This window comes from Gaetbulibacter sp. PBL-D1 (assembly GCF_050509525.1).
Taxonomy (GTDB): domain Bacteria; phylum Bacteroidota; class Bacteroidia; order Flavobacteriales; family Flavobacteriaceae; genus Gaetbulibacter_B; species Gaetbulibacter_B jejuensis.
This window is the reverse complement of sequence record NZ_JBNWKB010000009.1, coordinates 112,991-130,606: the sequence shown is the minus strand read 5'-3', so window position 1 is coordinate 130,606 and position 17,616 is coordinate 112,991. Positions and strand designations below refer to the sequence as shown.

General features: G+C 33.8%; 13 protein-coding genes. 1 reads left to right on the top strand and 12 read right to left on the bottom strand.

What is annotated here, in order from left to right:
* Window positions 1-8: 8 nt before the first annotated feature.
* The 6 genes from ccoG to ACQ0RB_RS09485 form a co-directional block, all read right to left on the bottom strand.
* A complete protein-coding gene (ccoG, locus tag ACQ0RB_RS09510) occupies window positions 9-1,439 on the bottom strand; it encodes a cytochrome c oxidase accessory protein CcoG (protein WP_129761265.1) in 1,431 nt (476 codons plus the stop codon).
* Between the two features lie 10 nt (window positions 1,440-1,449).
* Window positions 1,450-2,403: a cbb3-type cytochrome c oxidase N-terminal domain-containing protein gene (locus tag ACQ0RB_RS09505; protein ID WP_335976626.1), complete on the bottom strand. Its 954-nt coding sequence runs from the start codon at window positions 2,401-2,403 to the stop codon at window positions 1,450-1,452.
* Window positions 2,404-2,407: 4 nt separating this feature from the next.
* A complete protein-coding gene (locus tag ACQ0RB_RS09500) occupies window positions 2,408-2,584 on the bottom strand; it encodes a CcoQ/FixQ family Cbb3-type cytochrome c oxidase assembly chaperone (RefSeq protein WP_129761267.1) in 177 nt (58 codons plus the stop codon).
* 3 nt (window positions 2,585-2,587) lie between these two features.
* Complete coding sequence (ccoN, locus tag ACQ0RB_RS09495; protein ID WP_134199701.1) at window positions 2,588-4,783, bottom strand: cytochrome-c oxidase, cbb3-type subunit I; 2,196 nt, start codon at window positions 4,781-4,783, stop codon at window positions 2,588-2,590.
* Between the two features lie 5 nt (window positions 4,784-4,788).
* The gene (gene ccoS, locus ACQ0RB_RS09490) at window positions 4,789-4,977 is read right to left on the bottom strand and encodes a cbb3-type cytochrome oxidase assembly protein CcoS (RefSeq protein ID WP_129761269.1); all 189 of its coding nucleotides are present in this window, start codon (window positions 4,975-4,977) and stop codon (window positions 4,789-4,791) included.
* 79 nt (window positions 4,978-5,056) lie between these two features.
* Entirely contained in the window at window positions 5,057-7,429 is a 2,373-nt protein-coding gene (locus ACQ0RB_RS09485) for a heavy metal translocating P-type ATPase (protein WP_430498086.1), read from the bottom strand.
* Window positions 7,430-7,535: 106 nt separating this feature from the next.
* Here ACQ0RB_RS09485 and ACQ0RB_RS09480 point away from each other — a divergent pair, with 106 nt between their 5' ends.
* Entirely contained in the window at window positions 7,536-8,213 is a 678-nt protein-coding gene (locus tag ACQ0RB_RS09480; RefSeq protein ID WP_129761271.1) for a Crp/Fnr family transcriptional regulator, read from the top strand.
* A gap of 37 nt (window positions 8,214-8,250) precedes the next feature.
* On the opposite strand, the gene ACQ0RB_RS09475 is transcribed toward ACQ0RB_RS09480, so the two are convergent.
* From ACQ0RB_RS09475 to ACQ0RB_RS09450, 6 genes are all read right to left on the bottom strand, one after another.
* Window positions 8,251-10,200: a S9 family peptidase gene (locus ACQ0RB_RS09475; protein WP_430498085.1), complete on the bottom strand. Its 1,950-nt coding sequence runs from the start codon at window positions 10,198-10,200 to the stop codon at window positions 8,251-8,253.
* Between the two features lie 2 nt (window positions 10,201-10,202).
* Complete coding sequence (locus ACQ0RB_RS09470; protein WP_430498084.1) at window positions 10,203-13,409, bottom strand: VPS10 domain-containing protein; 3,207 nt, start codon at window positions 13,407-13,409, stop codon at window positions 10,203-10,205.
* Between the two features lie 57 nt (window positions 13,410-13,466).
* On the bottom strand, window positions 13,467-14,015 hold the full coding sequence (locus ACQ0RB_RS09465) for a PepSY domain-containing protein (RefSeq protein WP_430498082.1): 549 nt from the start codon (window positions 14,013-14,015) through the stop codon (window positions 13,467-13,469).
* A gap of 83 nt (window positions 14,016-14,098) precedes the next feature.
* Window positions 14,099-14,698, bottom strand: a complete 600-nt coding sequence (locus ACQ0RB_RS09460) for a hypothetical protein (RefSeq protein WP_430498080.1) — start codon at window positions 14,696-14,698, stop codon at window positions 14,099-14,101.
* Window positions 14,699-14,738: 40 nt separating this feature from the next.
* Window positions 14,739-15,314, bottom strand: a complete 576-nt coding sequence (locus ACQ0RB_RS09455) for a YdeI/OmpD-associated family protein (RefSeq protein WP_430498130.1) — start codon at window positions 15,312-15,314, stop codon at window positions 14,739-14,741.
* Window positions 15,315-15,336: 22 nt separating this feature from the next.
* The gene (locus tag ACQ0RB_RS09450) at window positions 15,337-17,550 is read right to left on the bottom strand and encodes a bifunctional alpha,alpha-trehalose-phosphate synthase (UDP-forming)/trehalose-phosphatase (protein ID WP_430498078.1); all 2,214 of its coding nucleotides are present in this window, start codon (window positions 17,548-17,550) and stop codon (window positions 15,337-15,339) included.
* Between the last annotated feature and the right edge of the window lie 66 nt (window positions 17,551-17,616).

Below are 17,616 nucleotides of genomic sequence, written 5' to 3'. Positions count from 1 at the left end.
CTATTTTTTTAATGATAACTTCTTGGTCCCAAAAAGTTAACTGTTGTAGTTTCTATAAATTTGTCGTGACTATACACATCTATTATTAGCTTGTTTTTATCACCTTTTAAATGGCTTTTATTTATTTCAATAAATAATGTGCCTTCTGCTAAACCTTGCTCAGGAACCATAAAATCTTTAGTTGTTGAAACAAGCTTTATCTCGCCCTCAAAGTTTCTAAGTTTAAAACTTACATTATCAATTTCTTGAGTGGTTTTGTTTATAATTTTATAAGTAAACACATTGCTTATAATGTTGTTGTCTTTTTTCTCGTAAAGTTGTCCTGGTAGTCTAAGAATTCTAGCTTCAACATCATTTCTTAATAAGAGCATACCTATTAAAACTCCTGTTAAAATAGTTAGGACAGCTATGTAGCCTTTCATTCGGCTAGTAAGCTTAAAGGTTTCTTTTTTCTCAATTTCATCTTCACTTGCATAACGAATTAAGCCTTTTGGTAAATTAATGCTTTCCATGATATGGTCGCATTCGTCTATACAAGCAGTACAGTTTACACATTCTAGTTGTGTGCCATTTCTAATATCAATTCCTGTAGGACAAACATGTACACATTGTAGGCAATCAATACAGTCTCCATGTCCTAAAGCAGTTCTATCTTCATTTTTTCTGAATTTTTTACGACCATTTTCACCTTCACCTCGCTTATGGTCGTAAGCAACAACTACCGATTTGTTGTCTAATAATACACCTTGTAGTCTTCCGTAAGGGCAAGCAATAATGCACACTTGCTCTCTAAACCATGCAAAAACAAAGTAGAATACAGCTGTAAAAATGAGTAATGGAAATAATGTCCCTAAATGCTCTTGAGGACCATCGATAATATATCTTAAAAGTTTATCGCTACCAATAAGGTACGCAAGAAAAATATTAGCTATTAAAAACGAGATGATCAAAAAGACAAACCACTTTAAAAGACGTTTTCTTATTTTTTCGGCATCCCACTTTTGTTTGTCTAGTTTACGTTGTTTGTTTCTGTCGCCATCAATCCAATACTCAATACGTCTAAAAACCATTTCCATAAAAATGGTTTGAGGGCAAATCCACCCACAAAATATACGTCCAAAACCAACTGTAAAAAGTGTAACGAAAACGACACCAATAATCATTGAAATAACAAACAGGTGAAAGTCTTGAGGCCAAAACGGAAACCCAAAAATGTTAAAGCGTCTTTCTAATACATTAAACATTAAAAACTGATTGCCATTTACTTTAATAAATGGAGCAGAGAACAAAAAGGCAAGCAAAAAGTAGCTAACTATTTTACGTCTTTCATAAAATTTACCACTTGGTTTTTTTGGATAAATCCAAGCGCGCTTGCCTTCATCGGTAATAGTACCAATAGAGTCTCTAAAGTTTTCGTTGTTTTGTGTTTGTTGGCTCATTAAGCAACGTTTAATTCACAGTTGTAGAATCAGTTTCAGTAGAAATTTCTTCTGTTAAGTTGGTTTCTGTATTTTCAGTTTTAGAACCTTCAGGTATCCAAAGTTCGCCTTCAGGGTCTTTTGGTTCAGCAGGTGTTGTACCTTGAAATGTGAGTACATAACTTGCTACTTGTGCAATTTCAGAAGGTTTTAAGTTTTGTTTCCAAGCAATCATACCTTTACCATCACGACCTCCTTCTGATACTGTTTTAAATACATTTTTAATTCCTCCACCTAAAACCCAATATTCATCGGTTAGGTTAGGACCAATACCACCACCACCATCAATTTTGTGGCATGCAACGCAGTTGGTGTCAAAAATTTTCTTTCCGTTGCTTAAGTCTGAAGCTTCAGTAAGTAATTCAACAGTATTAAAATCAACCAAGTCTTTAGCCGTTTTTTTGTATTCTTCGATAGCTATTTTTGCTTCGGCATATTCTTGTGCTAATTCATCATATTGACTGTCACCATTAAATACATGGTATTTTAATAAGTACACAGCAGCAAAAGCAATTGAGATGTAAAAACTATAAATCCACCAAGGCGGAAGAGAGTTGTCTAACTCTTTAATACCATCATAATTATGGTCTAAAATAATTTCGTGCTCTTCTTCGATAGGTTTTGCGCCTAATAGTTTTTTATAAGTGTTTTGAATCCACTTAATGAATTTTGGTGTTCTTGTACGTTGTGCGTCGTATCTCGCTTTTGCTTCTTCATCTAAACTTTGATAAAGTACGTTATCCATAGAACTTACTATACCTTCAGTAGCAATAAGAATAAGTAGTACTAATACCAAAAACAGTGATAGCAATGGATACTCAATAAATGCTGGTTTATCACCTGAGTCAATCATATATTCAGCAAAAAAAGCAATAGCGAAAAATACGATTGGAACTCTAAGCCATGATGGAATAAATTGTCTCATAATTTTAATTGTTTTTTTTGTCTAATGGCAAATTGCTCACAGTAGTTATGTACTCTTTTTTAGCTGTTATAACCCACCAAAACAGTGCAACAAAAAAGAGGAAGAATATCATTAAGGATATTAAAGGATATATCTCTATACCAGTAATACTTTCCATGTGGTTTTTTACAAATTTCAACATGACTTATTGGTTTTGTGTTGTTAATTGTGCTTCTAATTCTTGAACTTTTATGTCAGTTCCAAGACGTTGTAAATAAGCGATTAAAGCTGTAATTTCTCTATTTCTCATTTCAATAAATTCGCTTCCAGCTGCTTTTTTATCAGCTTCGTAGCTTTCAGCAAAATCAGGATCTGTATAAAGGTTTTTCTCAATTTGAATACCTTGTTCTGTCATGCTTTGTTGTGCATTGGCAATATCCTCTTCGGTATAAGGAACTCCTAATTTTACCATAGCTTTCATTTTAGCTTCAGTCATAGACTTATCAAGTTCATCACGAATCAACCATTGATAAGCAGGCATAATAGAACCTGATGAGGTACTTTGTGGATCGTACATATGGTTAAGGTGCCAGTTGTCAGAATATTTTCCACCTACACGATGCAAATCTGGTCCTGTACGTTTACTTCCCCAAAGGAATGGATGGTCGTATACAAATTCGCCCGCTTTACTGTATTCTCCATAGCGTTCTACTTCACTTCTAAAAGGACGAACCATTTGTGAGTGACAGCTTACACAACCTTCACGTATATAGATGTCTCTACCTTCAAGTTCTAAAGGTGTGTATGGTTTAACACTTGAAATAGTTGGGATATTAGACTCTACCATTATTGTTGGTATAATTTGAATAATACCACCAATTAAAATCGTAATAGTAGCTAGTATAGTTAGTTGCACTGGTTTACGCTCTAACCAAGTATGGAAGGTTTCTCCAGCAATTCGTCTTTTTGAAACACGTTGTAGAGCAGGAGCCTCAGCAAGTTCATCGCTTACCTTGCTACCTTTTTTAATAGTAACAATTATGTTGTAAGCTAAGACAAACATTCCAATAATGTATAACGATCCTCCAATAGCACGCATCCAGTACATTGGGATGATTTCAGAAACTGTTTCTAAAAAGTTACCATAAACTAATGTTCCGTCAGGATTGAATTGTTTCCACATACTTGCTTGAGTAAATCCAGCAACATACATAGGTAATGCATATATAATAATTCCTAAAGTTCCAATCCAAAAGTGGAAGTTTGCCAATTTTGTTGAGTGTAGCTTGGTGTTGAATAATCTTGGAATCAACCAATAAATCATACCAAAAGCTAAGAAGCCATTCCAAGCTAAAGCACCAACATGTACGTGAGCAATAACCCAATCGGTAAAGTGGGCAATAGCATTTACGTTTTTAAGTGAAAGCATTGGACCTTCAAAGGTTGCCATACCATAACCAGTAATTGCTACAACCATAAACTTCAACACAGGGTCAACACGCACTTTATCCCAAGCGCCTCTTAATGTTAATAGACCATTTATCATTCCTCCCCAAGAAGGCATTAATAACATTACCGAAAATGCTACACCTAAATTTTGAGCCCACTCTGGTAAAGCAGTATATAATAAGTGATGTGGTCCTGCCCAGATATAAATAAATATTAATGACCAAAAGTGTACAATAGATAATCTATAAGAGTAAATAGGTCTATCTGCCGCTTTTGGAACAAAATAGTACATTAACCCTAAGAATGGAGTTGTTAAGAAGAATGCTACTGCATTGTGTCCATACCACCATTGTACTAAGGCATCTTGAACACCTGCATAAACTGAATAACTTTTTAATCCGCTGATTGGTAATTCTAAACTGTTAAAAATATGAAGAACAGCAACTGTAACAAATGTGCCTAAATAAAACCAAATGGCAACATACATGTGACGTTGACGACGTTTTAAAATAGTTCCTATTAAGTTCCAACCAAATACAACCCATACAATAGCAATGGCTATATCAAAAGGCCATTCTAATTCGGCATATTCTTTACTAGTTGTATAACCTAAGGGAAGTGTAATTGCTGCTCCAACAATTATAAGTTGCCAACCCCAAAAGTTGATATTACTCAAAGCGTCACTAAACATTCTTGCTTTTAGTAAACGTTGAGAAGAGTAATACACACCTGCAAAAATGGCGTTACCTACAAAGGCAAAAATAACAGCATTTGTGTGTAAAGGTCTCAATCGACCAAAGCTTAACCACGAAATACCGTCGGTTAGGTTAGGGAACAAGAACATAAAGGCTAGTAGTAAACCTACAAGCATACCCACAACACCCCAAAGCATGGTAGCGAGTAAGAATTTTTTAACAATCTTGTTGTCGTAATAAAATTGTTGTACTTCCATAATAATTAGTTAGACTTTTGATTTTTAATGGATTTATTGGTTTTGTTTTTAACCAGTTCGTCTTCAAACAGCATGCGTACAGATGGTGTATAGTCATCATCGTACTGTCCTGATTTTACGGCTTTTATAAATCCAATAAAAAAGACAATAGCAATGATAATGCTAATAGCTAGTAATACATAAATAACACTCATACCTACTTGAAGTTATAGTTCAAAATTACGTTGGCATCTCTTTTTAAAAGATGATATTTGTCATGTTTCATTAATTTTTTCATTTTAATTTTCGACCTAAAAGGTTTGTTGCAATTGTGGTAAATACAACAATACTTATGGAACTTAAAGGCATTAAAATAGCTGCAATCACAGGCATAAGTTGACCAGTAATGGCAAAGTATAAACCAATAGCATTGTAGAAAAAGGAGAACACAAAACTCCATTTTATGATTTTAATAGCTGCTTTTGAAGCTTTTATATAGTTGTATAATTGATTGAATTTTGAAGCATCTAAAATGGCATCGCAAGCAGGCGAGAACACATTGATATTTTCTGAAATAGCAATGCCAACATTACTCTGTGCTAAAGCACCTGCATCGTTTAAACCATCACCAACCATGAGTACTTGAGCGCCATTGTTTTGATGATGCTTAATGTATTCTAGCTTATCGTTTGGTTTTTGATTGAAAATAAGTTTGGTTTTGCTTGGAAGTAATTTTTTTAGGTTATTTAATTCACTTGCATTGTCACCCGAAAGTATCGCTAAATCGTAGTCTTTTTTTAGTTTGTTAAACAGTTTTGAAATGCCTTTTCGGTATGCATTGTAAAAGGTAAACTTTCCTTTGTATGTGTTATTGGTGCTAATATGAACTGCTGTACTTAATTCGGTTTCTGATTGAAGTTGTCCAACATATTTTGCAGAACCTATTTTTACCGATTGATTATTGCTTTTGCCATAAATACCTTCACCTAAATGTTCTTCAAAATGGCTTAGGGTTATAATGTTGTTTTGCTTAAGCAAGTTGTATAACGATCTACTCAATGGATGGTTAGAATGTCTAAGTGTACTACTTAAAATAACTGTTTCCTCTTCCGTAAGCGTTTCACCTTTATAGGCTGTTTTACTTTTTTGGTTGGAAGTTATGGTACCTGTTTTATCAAAAATAATGGTGTCTATTTTTGCCAACTGTTCAATAACCGAAGCGTTTTTTAAATAGAATTTTAACTTTCCAAAAATGCGTAACAAATTTCCTAAAGTAAAAGGGGCAGAAAGCGCAATAGCACAAGGACAAGCAATAATTAACACAGCAGTAAATACGTTAAGTGCTTTACTTGAGTCGGCAAACAGCCAGTAAGTTGTAGCTAAAAAAGCAATGCTCAACACAGCAATAGTAAAGCGTTTGCTTATGGTATTTGTTAGTGTTGTAAAGCTATCTTCTTTATTTTTGTTAAACACATCGTTGCTCCAAAGTTGAGTAAGGTAACTTTGCTCAACAGCATTTAAAGCTTCCATTTCAATGCTTCCAGTGGATTGTTTGCCACCTGCAAAAAGTTTATCACCAGACGATTTTTTAACAGCTTCAGATTCTCCTGTAACAAAACTGTAATCTATATTAGCGTTTCCGTTAATTAAAATGCCATCAACAGGAATTAACTCTTCGTTTCTAATTAATAATCGGTCGCCTTTTTTAATGTCGTAAACCTGAATTGGTGTTTCAATTCCGTTTAAAATTTTCGTCACAGCAATAGGAAAGTACGATTTGTAGTCGCGCTCAAACGATAAGAAATTGTAGGTGCGTTGCTGAAAATATTTCCCAAGTAATAAGAAGAACACCAAACCTGTTAAGCTGTCGAAAAAGCCTGTGCCTAGGTCTAGAATAATTTCGGCTGTACTTCGTATAAACAACACTAAAATACCAAGCGCAATAGGAATATCTATATTTAAAAGTTTCGCCTTTAATCCTTTGTAAGCCGAAATAAAATAATCTTGAGCCGCATAAAAAACTACTGGTAGTGAAAATGTAAACATGAGCCAACGAAACACAGGTTTGTACTGCTCTAGCCAGAACTCATTGACTTCAAAATACTCTGGAAACGATAAAAACATCACATTACCAAAAGCAAAACCAGCAACACCAAGTTTGTAAATTAAACTGCGGTTTACTTTGTTTTTTCCTGTATTGAAATCTTCAAGAGAAATGTAAGGTTCGTAACCAATTTTACTTAATAGAAGTACAGCTTCTTTTAATGAAAAAGCTTCAGTTTTATAAGTTATTCTTACGGTCTTTTTTCCAAAATTTACTTGAGAAGCAGTAATATTTGCATTGAGTTTGTTGAGGTTTTCTAAAATCCAGATGCAAGAACTACAATGAATATGCGGAATGGTTAAGGTTGCAATTTGGTGTTTATCATCATTAAATTCGGTGAGCTTTTCAATTATAGCGTCATCCGACAGGAAATCATATTTACCTTGAATTTCTTTAGGTGTAGCTCCAGGAGCTTGTTGTAAATCGTAATAACAGGTTAAATCGTTTTCAGAAAAAATTTCGTAAACGGTTTTACAACCATTACAACAAAAGTCTTTTTCGTTGTGAACAATATGTTCAACTGTACAATTATCACCACAATGAAAACATGTAGCTTGTTTCATAATATTTGCTCATTTATACCTAGTGCAAAGGTCGAAAGCAAAGGCTAAAAAAAATATGATATTTATCAGTTTTTAGTTATTTTTACAGAACACTTCAAAATAAGGTATGAGCAAGTGCGAACAATGTATTATCAGGCAGTTTAATGCTTTAAGAGCGTTACAAAAGGATGACCTTATACGGCTTTCTGGATGTAAAACAACACACACTATCAAAAAAGGAGAGATTATTTTTGAAGAAGGTGATAATGTTAATGGTGTTTACTGTATAAAGGATGGTGTTTGTAAATTATCTAAGTTAAGCGCAAACGGAAAAGACCAAATTGTAAAATTAGTTGTTAGAGGAGATTTGTTAGGGCAACGTTCTTTAATTTCTGATGAGGCTTCTAACCTAAGTGCTGTAGCTATAAATGATATGCAAGTGTGTTTTATTCCAAAGCACGAAATAATACACGACCTAACACATAACATTAATTTTTCGTTGGAAATGCTAAAGGATATGGCTGAGGAACTAAAACTTGCTGATAAGGTTATTGTTGATATGGCCCAAAAATCGGTGAAGCAACGTTTAGCTGAAACGCTTTTGTATTTGCAAACCAATTTTGGAGAAGATGATAATGGATTTTTAAATATAGTACTTACTAGAGATGACTATGCTAATATTGTTGGTACTGCTACAGAATCTGCAATACGAATATTGTCTCAATTTAAAAAAGAAGGATTAATTTCTACAGAAGGCAAACAAATAAAGATAGAAGATAGTAAAGCATTAAAGCTTATAGAATAAAAAACGGCTAAACATAGTTTAGCCGTTTTTGTTTTGTTTATTCCGTTTTTGGATCTATTTCCGTTTTGGGAGTTTCACCATCTAAAGGTGCATTTTCTTTTTTAAGATGCTCGTCTAAGAATTTTAAAATTCTGCTGTAAGCTTCAATTTGGTTTTCCTTTTTTATAAATCCATGACCTTCGTCTTCAAATAAAACATATTCAACAGGAACGCCATTTTTTCTTACTCCAGCAACAATTTCATCAGACTCAACCTGTAATACTCTAGGGTCTTTAGCTCCTTGTAAAACAATTAAAGGTTTGGTAACCTTATCAGTATGGAAAAGAGGAGAAATTCGTTTTAAACGTGTTGAATCAGCAGAATAAGGGTCGCCTAACTCTAAGTATAATGATTCTCTAAACGATTCCCAATAAGGCGGAATGCTTTTTAATGTACGCATCCAGTTGGTAACACCATATATATTAACACCAACATCAAACTCTTCTGGAGTGTAAGTTAATGCTGCCATAGTCATATATCCACCATAAGAGCCACCAATGATTCCTATTTTTTCAGAATTGATTTCAGCTTGCTCAGCTAACCAATTTTTTCCTTCAACACAGTCTTGTAAATCTTTTTCGCCATGGTTTTTATCATCCATTTTAAAAAACGTTTTACCATAACCACTGCTTCCACGATTATTCACAGCTAAAACAGCATATCCATGATTAACCATATACTGAATTAAAGAGCTGAAATTTTGACGTGTTTGACCTCCAGGACCACCATGAACCCAAACCATTGCAGGCACTTTATTATCTGCAGATGCTTGATGTGGTAAATAATATATGGCAGGAATTGTTGTACCATCAAAAGACTTAAAACGAACAACTTTAGCAGTAACTAAATCGTCAGGATTAATCTCTTTGTTTAAAACATTGGTGAGTTTGTGCTGTTCTTTGGTTTCTAAGTTGTAAGTGTATAAATCAGAAGGCGAATTGGAACCACCAACATACAAGCGCATCCATGTTTCATCCTTTGAAAAACTTACACTGGTAATACTTTTATTATCAAAATTAGGTAGTGTTATTGGTTGTAATGTGTTGCTATCTAAAACTTCAATAGCATTTTTACCATCTTCGTTTACATAAACTACTAAGTAAGTCCCTTTATCAGTAAAACCAGCTCCACTAACATCCCAAGGTTTTTGTACAATTTTAGTTTTTGTTTTAGACGCTAAATCATATTTCATTAAGTATGAAAACTCTTCGCCATCATCAGTAGTGTAATAAAATGCACTACTATCAACTGCAAAATCTTCAGATGCATTTGCACTTAGGTTGTCATTGATTTTTGTTTTTTCGTTAGAACTTCTGTCGAATAAATACAAGTTGCTATCGTTAGTGTTGACAGATTCAACTAAAGCAATGTAATTTTCGTCATTAGAAATTCCACTGAAATTTAGACCATCATTATTTTGGTAAATTAATTCAGATGAAAAATCAGCGATACTCATTTTGTACACATCAAAATAGCGAGCATCTCTTTTGTTTGACCCAAAATAAAAACTGTTTTTATCAGCAGACCAACCATAAAATGAAGATTTTGCTCCTTGCTCAGGTGTTAAATCTTTAATCTCACCATTTGTGTCTCTCATATAAATATGGTCTATTTCGTCACCATTCCCATCGGCTGAAAGTAGCATACGCTCATCATTAGGGAAGTAAGAAACAGCAAAGTATGAAATGCTATCTGATGCTGTGATTTGTGTGTATTCACCACCTGTTGTAGGTACTGTGTACGCATTGAAAATACCAGAGCGATTACTGGAGATTAAAAGCTTGGAGTTGTCAGGAGAAAAACTTCCTCCACTTACAGCTTCGTTGTTCATGAACTGTTCAATGCTGTACTGTTCAATACTTTTAGCTTGGGCTTCATTCTTGCTCTCAGTGTCTTTTTTGCAAGACAGCATAGTAGCAAAAAACACTAATATTAAAATGTTTTTCATAATTAATTGAGTTTAAAGGTTGATATGTCTTTAAACGGATTAGTTTGTAACTGTTCCATTTTTGTTTGATACGATTTCCAGTCTTCATTAAAGAAGGTGTTGGTTTTTTCAAGCGCACTATTTAAAGCGTCTTTAAAGTTTTTAATTAACGTAGTTTCGGTAGTTGTGATACCGTTTTGACTATCTTGAACATAACCTCTTGCAAGACTAAGTCTTGTGTTGATGGTAACTTCTGGGTTTCTGGTAATACCTTGTCTTTCGTCAACTTTTCCTAAATAAATATCAATAATTTCATCTATTTTTTTGACGATGTCTTTAGATGATTTTATATCGTCTTTATATTTTTCTTTATCTAGTTTTTTAAGTTCAGACTGAAATTTCTCAGCTATTTCTTTGCTTTCAACAAGTTGTTTTACAGCATTAGCCATAGTTTCTTGAGCGCTTTCTAAATCTTTTAAAGTGTTGTAAACTTCATTGATGTTTGCTGTAGAAATATTTAATCTTGGGTCATACATTACTGTAATTTGTTTTTCTGAAGATTGGTCTCCAAAATTTAAAACAGCTTTGTAAGTGCCTGGTTTAACAGTGATACCTCCTGGTTCGCTGTTTCTGGTTCTATTTCGTCTAGAAGCTCTTTCAACACCAGCTTCATCCATATACCATGTCCATTTGTGAATACCTGTTTCTTTAGGCGCTTTTTGCTTTAATGTTCTTATTAAACGCTTTCCATCATATATTTTTAATGTTAAAGAATCCCATTTTACTTCATTGGTTTTTTCAGCAGAAGTTTCTTCGTCTTCATTTGAAGCTTCCTCTTTTGCGTCTTCTTTTTGAGTATCAATATTTACATAATATGACAATTGAGCACCATAGCTTCTGTTTTCTCCATTGTATAAAGCATCAGCTCCAAAGCGACTTCCTGTTGGTTGTTGGTATGCAGCTTGAATAGCTGTAGGAGGTTGAAATAACTCTACTTTTTGTTGTAATACTTGTTTGTTTTTAGCCAGAGCGCGTAAAGGTCTTATGTCATCTAAAACCCAAGCAGCTCTACCAAAAGTACCTATTACTAAATCGTGCTCTCTTGGATGAATTACTAAATCTTTTACAGATGTAGTAGGGAAGCCTTCTGTCCATTTAGTCCAGCTTTCTCCAGCGTTTAAGGAAATGTATAAACCGTCGTCAGTTCCTAAAAATAACAGGTTTGGTTCTTCAATATCTTCAACAATTGAGAGTGTATAGCTTTTTACATCATTTTCATCTACTATGCGTGTCCATGTTTTACCATAGTCTTTGGTTCTGTATGCATAAGGTGTGTAATTAAAACGTCTGTAATCATTAGCTATTAGTAATGCTTCTCCTTTGTTTTTGTTTGATGCTTTTATTTGAGGAATCCAACTGCCTTTGGGTAATCCTTTTATGTTTTTGGACACATCAGTATAGGTTTGTCCACCATTTTGAGTAACGTGAACACGACCATCATCAGTTCCTATCCACAACATATTTTTTTCAACAGGAGAAGGTTCAATGACCAAAATGGTACAGTGGTTTTCTGCTCCTGTAGCATCCATTGTTAATCCGCCACTTTCTGATTGTTTTAGTTTTTCTGGGTCGTTAGTGGTTAAATCCTCTGAAATGACTGTCCAAGTTTCACCTTTATCAGTTGATTTATGAACAAACTGACTTCCAAAATACAGTGTACTATTATTAAAAGGATCAATATTAATTGCAGAATTCCAGTTAAAACGTAACTCTACATTTGGGTCAGGATGTGTTGGTCTTACTAAAAGGTTATTACCAGTTTCCCAATCGTATCTACTTACATAACCTTGTTGACTCATTGACCAGCCAAAACGAGAGTCGTCTTTATCAGGAACGACATCAAAACCATCACCAAAACTTATTTCTTGCCAATAGCTATTACGAATACCTTGTGTTTTCCATACGTAAGCAGGACCTCTCCAAGAACCATTGTCTTGCATGCCTCCATATACATTGTAAGGGTAGTCGTTATCGACATTGATGTGATAAAATTGAGCTACAGGTATATTGCCAATAAATCGCCATGTTTTTCCACCATCTTTAGTGATATTTAATCCACCATCGTTACCATCTATCATAAAATTACCATTGTTAGGATGAATCCACCATGCGTGATGGTCTGGATGAATACCATTATCTACACCATAAGCTGGCATAAGTTGGTCAAAGCTTTTTCCGCCATCTTCAGATACGTTTACGTAAGTGAAAATGGTATACACACGATTTTCATTATCAGGAGCTACATATATTTCGGCATAGTAAAAGGGTCTGTTTCCTATCTCATTTAAGTTGTCATTTACTTTTTTCCAAGTAAAACCTCCATCTTCACTTTTGTAAAAACCATTTTTCTTAGCTTCTATTAATGCATATACAATATTAGGTTTGTTTGGTGCTATTGCAATACCAATTCTTCCTAATTCTCCTTTTGGCAATCCGTCTTCATCAGTTATTTTTTTCCATGTTTTTCCGCCATCATGTGTAATGTGTAAACCAGAACCTTCACCACCAGATTTGAAAAACCAAGGGTCGCGTTTGTGTTCCCATAGAGCAGCAATTAATTTGTTGGGATTTGTTGGATCCATGATTAATTCTGCAGCACCAGTTTTATTATTGGCAAACAAGATTTTTTCCCATGTTTCTCCTCCGTTTGTGGTTTTAAAAATACCTCTTTCAGGATGTTCTCCCCAAGGAGAGCCAATTGCAGCAACATAAACTACGTTAGGATTTGTTGGGTCAATAATTACTCTATGAATGTGTCTTGTGTTTTCAAGTCCCATGAGCATCCAAGATTTACCTCCATCAAGCGATTTGTATATGCCATAACCACCATTAAGGCTGTTTCTAGGGTTTCCTTCTCCTGTACCTACCCATATTACACTTGGGTTTGATTGTTGTATAGCAACAGCTCCTATTGAAGCAGTAGCTTCGTTGTCAAAAATAGGTTCCCATTTTATACCTCCAGAAGTTGACTTCCATAAACCACCAGATGCTGTGCCAACGTACATAACGTCAGGATTATCTGTAACTACATCAATGGCTGTAACACGACCAGACATTCCACCAGGACCTATATTTCGTGGTTTCATGTTTTTTACTAAATCCATTGAAAACTCTTGGGCAAAAAGCAATGAGGCACTTAAGAAGAGAATGATTGAGAAGACGTTTTTCATGTGTTTATTATTATTGAGTTTTAAATTTACGTAAAAAAACAATCAAGCGCTTATATTCTAGTCTTTTAAACGTTTGATTTGTTTGGGTTTAAGCCATAACCAAAATCCGCTAAACGATAACAACATCAACCCTAAGGATGTGATAGTTGAATAGAAAAGCTTAAATGGAGTGGATTGGTTTTTAAATAGAAAGTCCATTATTGAACCATCATGAATCATTTCAATAATATCAGCAGTTCTTTGTTTTACTGATAGGACTTCACCTGTGTAACAGTCTATTTGAATTTCGGTAAAGTGATTTTCAAACCTCACTTTAGCAACACCTTTATTTGGTCTGTAATCTATTCGGTTGATTTCAGGTGAAAGGTTTAAAGACTCTATATGTTTTATAGCATTGTCTCTAATTATATCTAATGATATTAGAGATAATGTGTTTGAGGACGAAGCATGCGTTTTGGGTTTGAATTGAAATTGTTCTTTCCAAGTTAGAAGAAAGCCTGTAGCTCCTAAAAGAAACATAAAAAACACTAAGGGAATTGCAACATAACGATGAAGTTTTCTGTATGTTCTAGAGGTTTTAGCGAGTTGTTTTCGTTTTTGTTTCAAGCTTAAGATTTACAAAAAAGTTAAGAAACACTAAAAATATATAATATTCCTTAAAAATATCTTAAACTCTTGTTAATGCGAGTTTACTCTTTTAAGATTAAAGTTGGAACACTAGCTTTGTTTTTATCTTCTTCATTATTGTTTATAATCCACTGCGTTCCATAAACATCTTCATAGGTAATTTCATAAGAAATATTTTTTGTTTCTAAAACCTTTAAAAACATTTCAATATTTCTTTTACCATTAATTTCAATTAAGCTAATATATTCATTTGCTGGTAGTACAAAACCACTCACCAATGCGCTAGTTACTTTTGGTATTGTGTCAATCTCTTCAGAGGATTTGAAGATTTCATTAAATAAATCGTCAGAGTTATTAAATGTTTTAGAGTTGTTTAAAGTTAATTTTACTTTTTTAATAAAAGCAGGACCAACACCTTTATTACCAAGTATAAGCTGGAAGTGATTATTGTAATTACTCTGCCATTGGTTTAGATATGGTAAGACACTTGCACTTTGCTGTTTTTGAGTAAGTTTATTGTCTTCTCTCGCTAAATAAGATTGATAAATTAATGCAATTAAAGAAATGACACTGATAAAAAGAGCAGAGGTACTCATTACTTTTTCAGTGGTCCAGTTAACCTTCCATTTCCTTTTTTTTGGTTGGGTAGTTTCTTCAGACATGGTTAATTGATAAATAGCTAGAGTTAAAGTTACTAAAATATTACCTACTACTTCTTGATTTTATGTTTTTACTACACAATTCAATAATTTCAGAAATTCGTTTTATTCTTGTAGCTTCTCGTTTAGCTTGATTGAGCCAATACAAATATCCTTTTTTGTATGATGGAGCAAAGTTTTGGTAGTTGGTAAATGCTGTTTTGTTTGCATTGAAAGCAATTTGTAAATCTTCAGGAATAATACCATTTTCAACATCATCGAGTACAGACCAACTTCCGTTTTCTTTTGCTATTTCAATAGTTTTATGACCTGCATCATGTATTAAATTTTCAGTAATTAGGTCATCTATATAACGCTTGTTTAAAGCGCTCCAAACACTTTTAGGGTTACGAGGTGAAAAATATTGTCTGCGTTTTCCGTTACCAAGACTTTTAACTGTAGAATCTATCCAGCCATAACAAAGGGCTACTTTTACAGCTTCTTCCCATCGCATACTTTCATTTTCGTGTTCTACTTTGTAGAAAATAAGATATATGCCTTTGGATAGTGAATGGTTTTTATGAAGCCATGTTCTCCATTCGCTATCGGTTTTGAAATAATGTTCTTCTATTTCTTTAATTGGTTTTTAAATTTAAGTGTTGTTATAATTTTGTGAATTTACGCAACAAAGTTCTTACTTCATCAGTATCTTTAACATAATATCTGGCTTTGGTTTTTTTGAAACCTACTTTTACAGTATATGCTGATTCTGGAAGTTCTTCAAACATGTATTCGTCTGTCCAGTCATCACCTATTGAAAATATAAAATCATAAGACTTCTCGTTAAGCAATCTTAGTGCTGCTCTACCTTTGTTAACGTTACTGCTTTTTATTTCAATAACCTTATTGCCTTTGAGAACTGTTAAGTTATCGTTGGAAATTAAACTGGTTAACACAGTATTTAACTCTATAGTTCTTATTTGAGCTAATTCAGGATCTGCTTTACGATAATGCCATGCAAGAGAGTATTTTTTCTTTTCAATAAATGTACCTGGAGTTCTATCGACAAAAGTTTCTAAAATAGGTTGAATATTTGCCATCCAATCATTCTTTAAATGCTCGAGCGCTTCCCAATTGGTATGTTGTTTTTTTAACCAAACACCATGGTCGGTAATTAATGTATAACTTTTTTTACTGAACCATTCGTTAAATGTATCTTGATCTCTACCGCTAATAATTACTACATCAGTATTTTCTTGTTGATCGATGGTATCTAAGAGTTCAAAAAGTTCTGCATCAGGTTTAGCATCTTTTGGGTCGTTTTTAAAACCAGCTAATGTACCATCGTAATCTAAGAGTAGTAGTTTGCTAGAAGCGGAACTGTAATCAGATAACATTTTCTTTTGAAGCGTATCGTCCAGTCGTGTAGAAACCATTACTGTGTCCTTAATTTTTGTAGCGTTTAATGATTTCATAAACTCATCTGCCCATTTTTCAACTGTATAACGTTTTAATCGCTTTTGTAGAATTTTCATACGCTTACTTTGTTCTTCAGTAGGCATTTCAATAGCTTGCTTTAAAGTGTCAGCTATTTCTTCAAAATTATTAGGATTGATAAGTAAAGCCTCATTCATTTCTTTTGAAGCTCCAGCCATTTCACTTAAAATAAGCACACCATCTTCATTTGTTCTTGTAGCAACATACTCTTTAGCTACTAAATTCATCCCATCTCTTACAGGAGTTATTAATGCAATATCCGAAGAAGTGTAAAGATCTATAAGGTTTTCAAAAGGCATTGAGCGGTAAAAATACCAAATAGGAGTCCAGCTTACTGTGGCAAATTCACCATTAATTCTACCAACAAGTTCATCAGTATCACGTTTTAGTTTTTGGTATTGAGGAACGTTTGAACGCGAAGGAACTGCAAGCATAATAAGGCGTACTTTTTCTTTAAATTGAGGGTATTTGTTTAAAAAGTACTCAAAAGCTCTTAGCCTGTTAGGGATACCTTTGGTGTAATCCAACCTATCAATTGAAAGTACCATTTTAGCATTAGAAGTAGACTGAATGTGGTCGTCTAGTCTTCGTTGTAATTCCGATTTTTCTTTAGGATTTTGATTGGTGTGTGTTAATGCAGCATCATGAAATTTGTTGTAATCAATTCCCATAGGAAACGAATCTACTGTTACAACTCTGTCATGATAATTTATTTTATTGAACTTTACATCTAGCCTTAATATTCGTTTTACCGAACTTAAAAAATGACGTTCATAGTCATAAGTATGGAATCCAAGCAAATCCGCACCTAACATGCCTTCAAGCAATTGTTCTCTCCAAGGGAAGGTTCTAAAAATTTCATACGAAGGGTAAGGTATGTGTAAAAAGAAACCTATAGTCGTATTGGGTTTTTTGTCTTTAATAAGTTTTGGTAATAGTAAAAGTTGATAATCATGCACCCAAACATTGTCACCATCTTCAATATGCTCTAAAACTACGTCAGCAAATTTTTGATTCACCTCTTGGTAAGATTCCCATTGGTCTTTTTCAAATTCGGTGTATTCCATAAAATAATGAAACAAAGGCCAAAGTGTTTTGTTACTAAACCCAAAATAGAAGTTTTCTACATCTTGTTCGTTTAATGAAACAGCGACGCATTTTTCTTTTTTTACAGCTTCGTCAACCTTTTTTTTAGTGGAGCTATCTATCTCTTCTTCAGTGAGTCCAGACCAGCCAACCCAAATTCCATTGCCTTCAGCATGTACCGATTTCATTCCTGTGGCTAATCCGCCAACACTAGGTGTGATTTTTAAAGAATTGTCGTTTTCAAGTTTAATTTGAAGTGGTAATCTATTGGAAACAATTATTGTTTTACTCATAATTATGGTTAAGATAATAGGTTTTAAAGTGTATTTTGTTAATTTAATGAAAAATTAAGTGTTAAC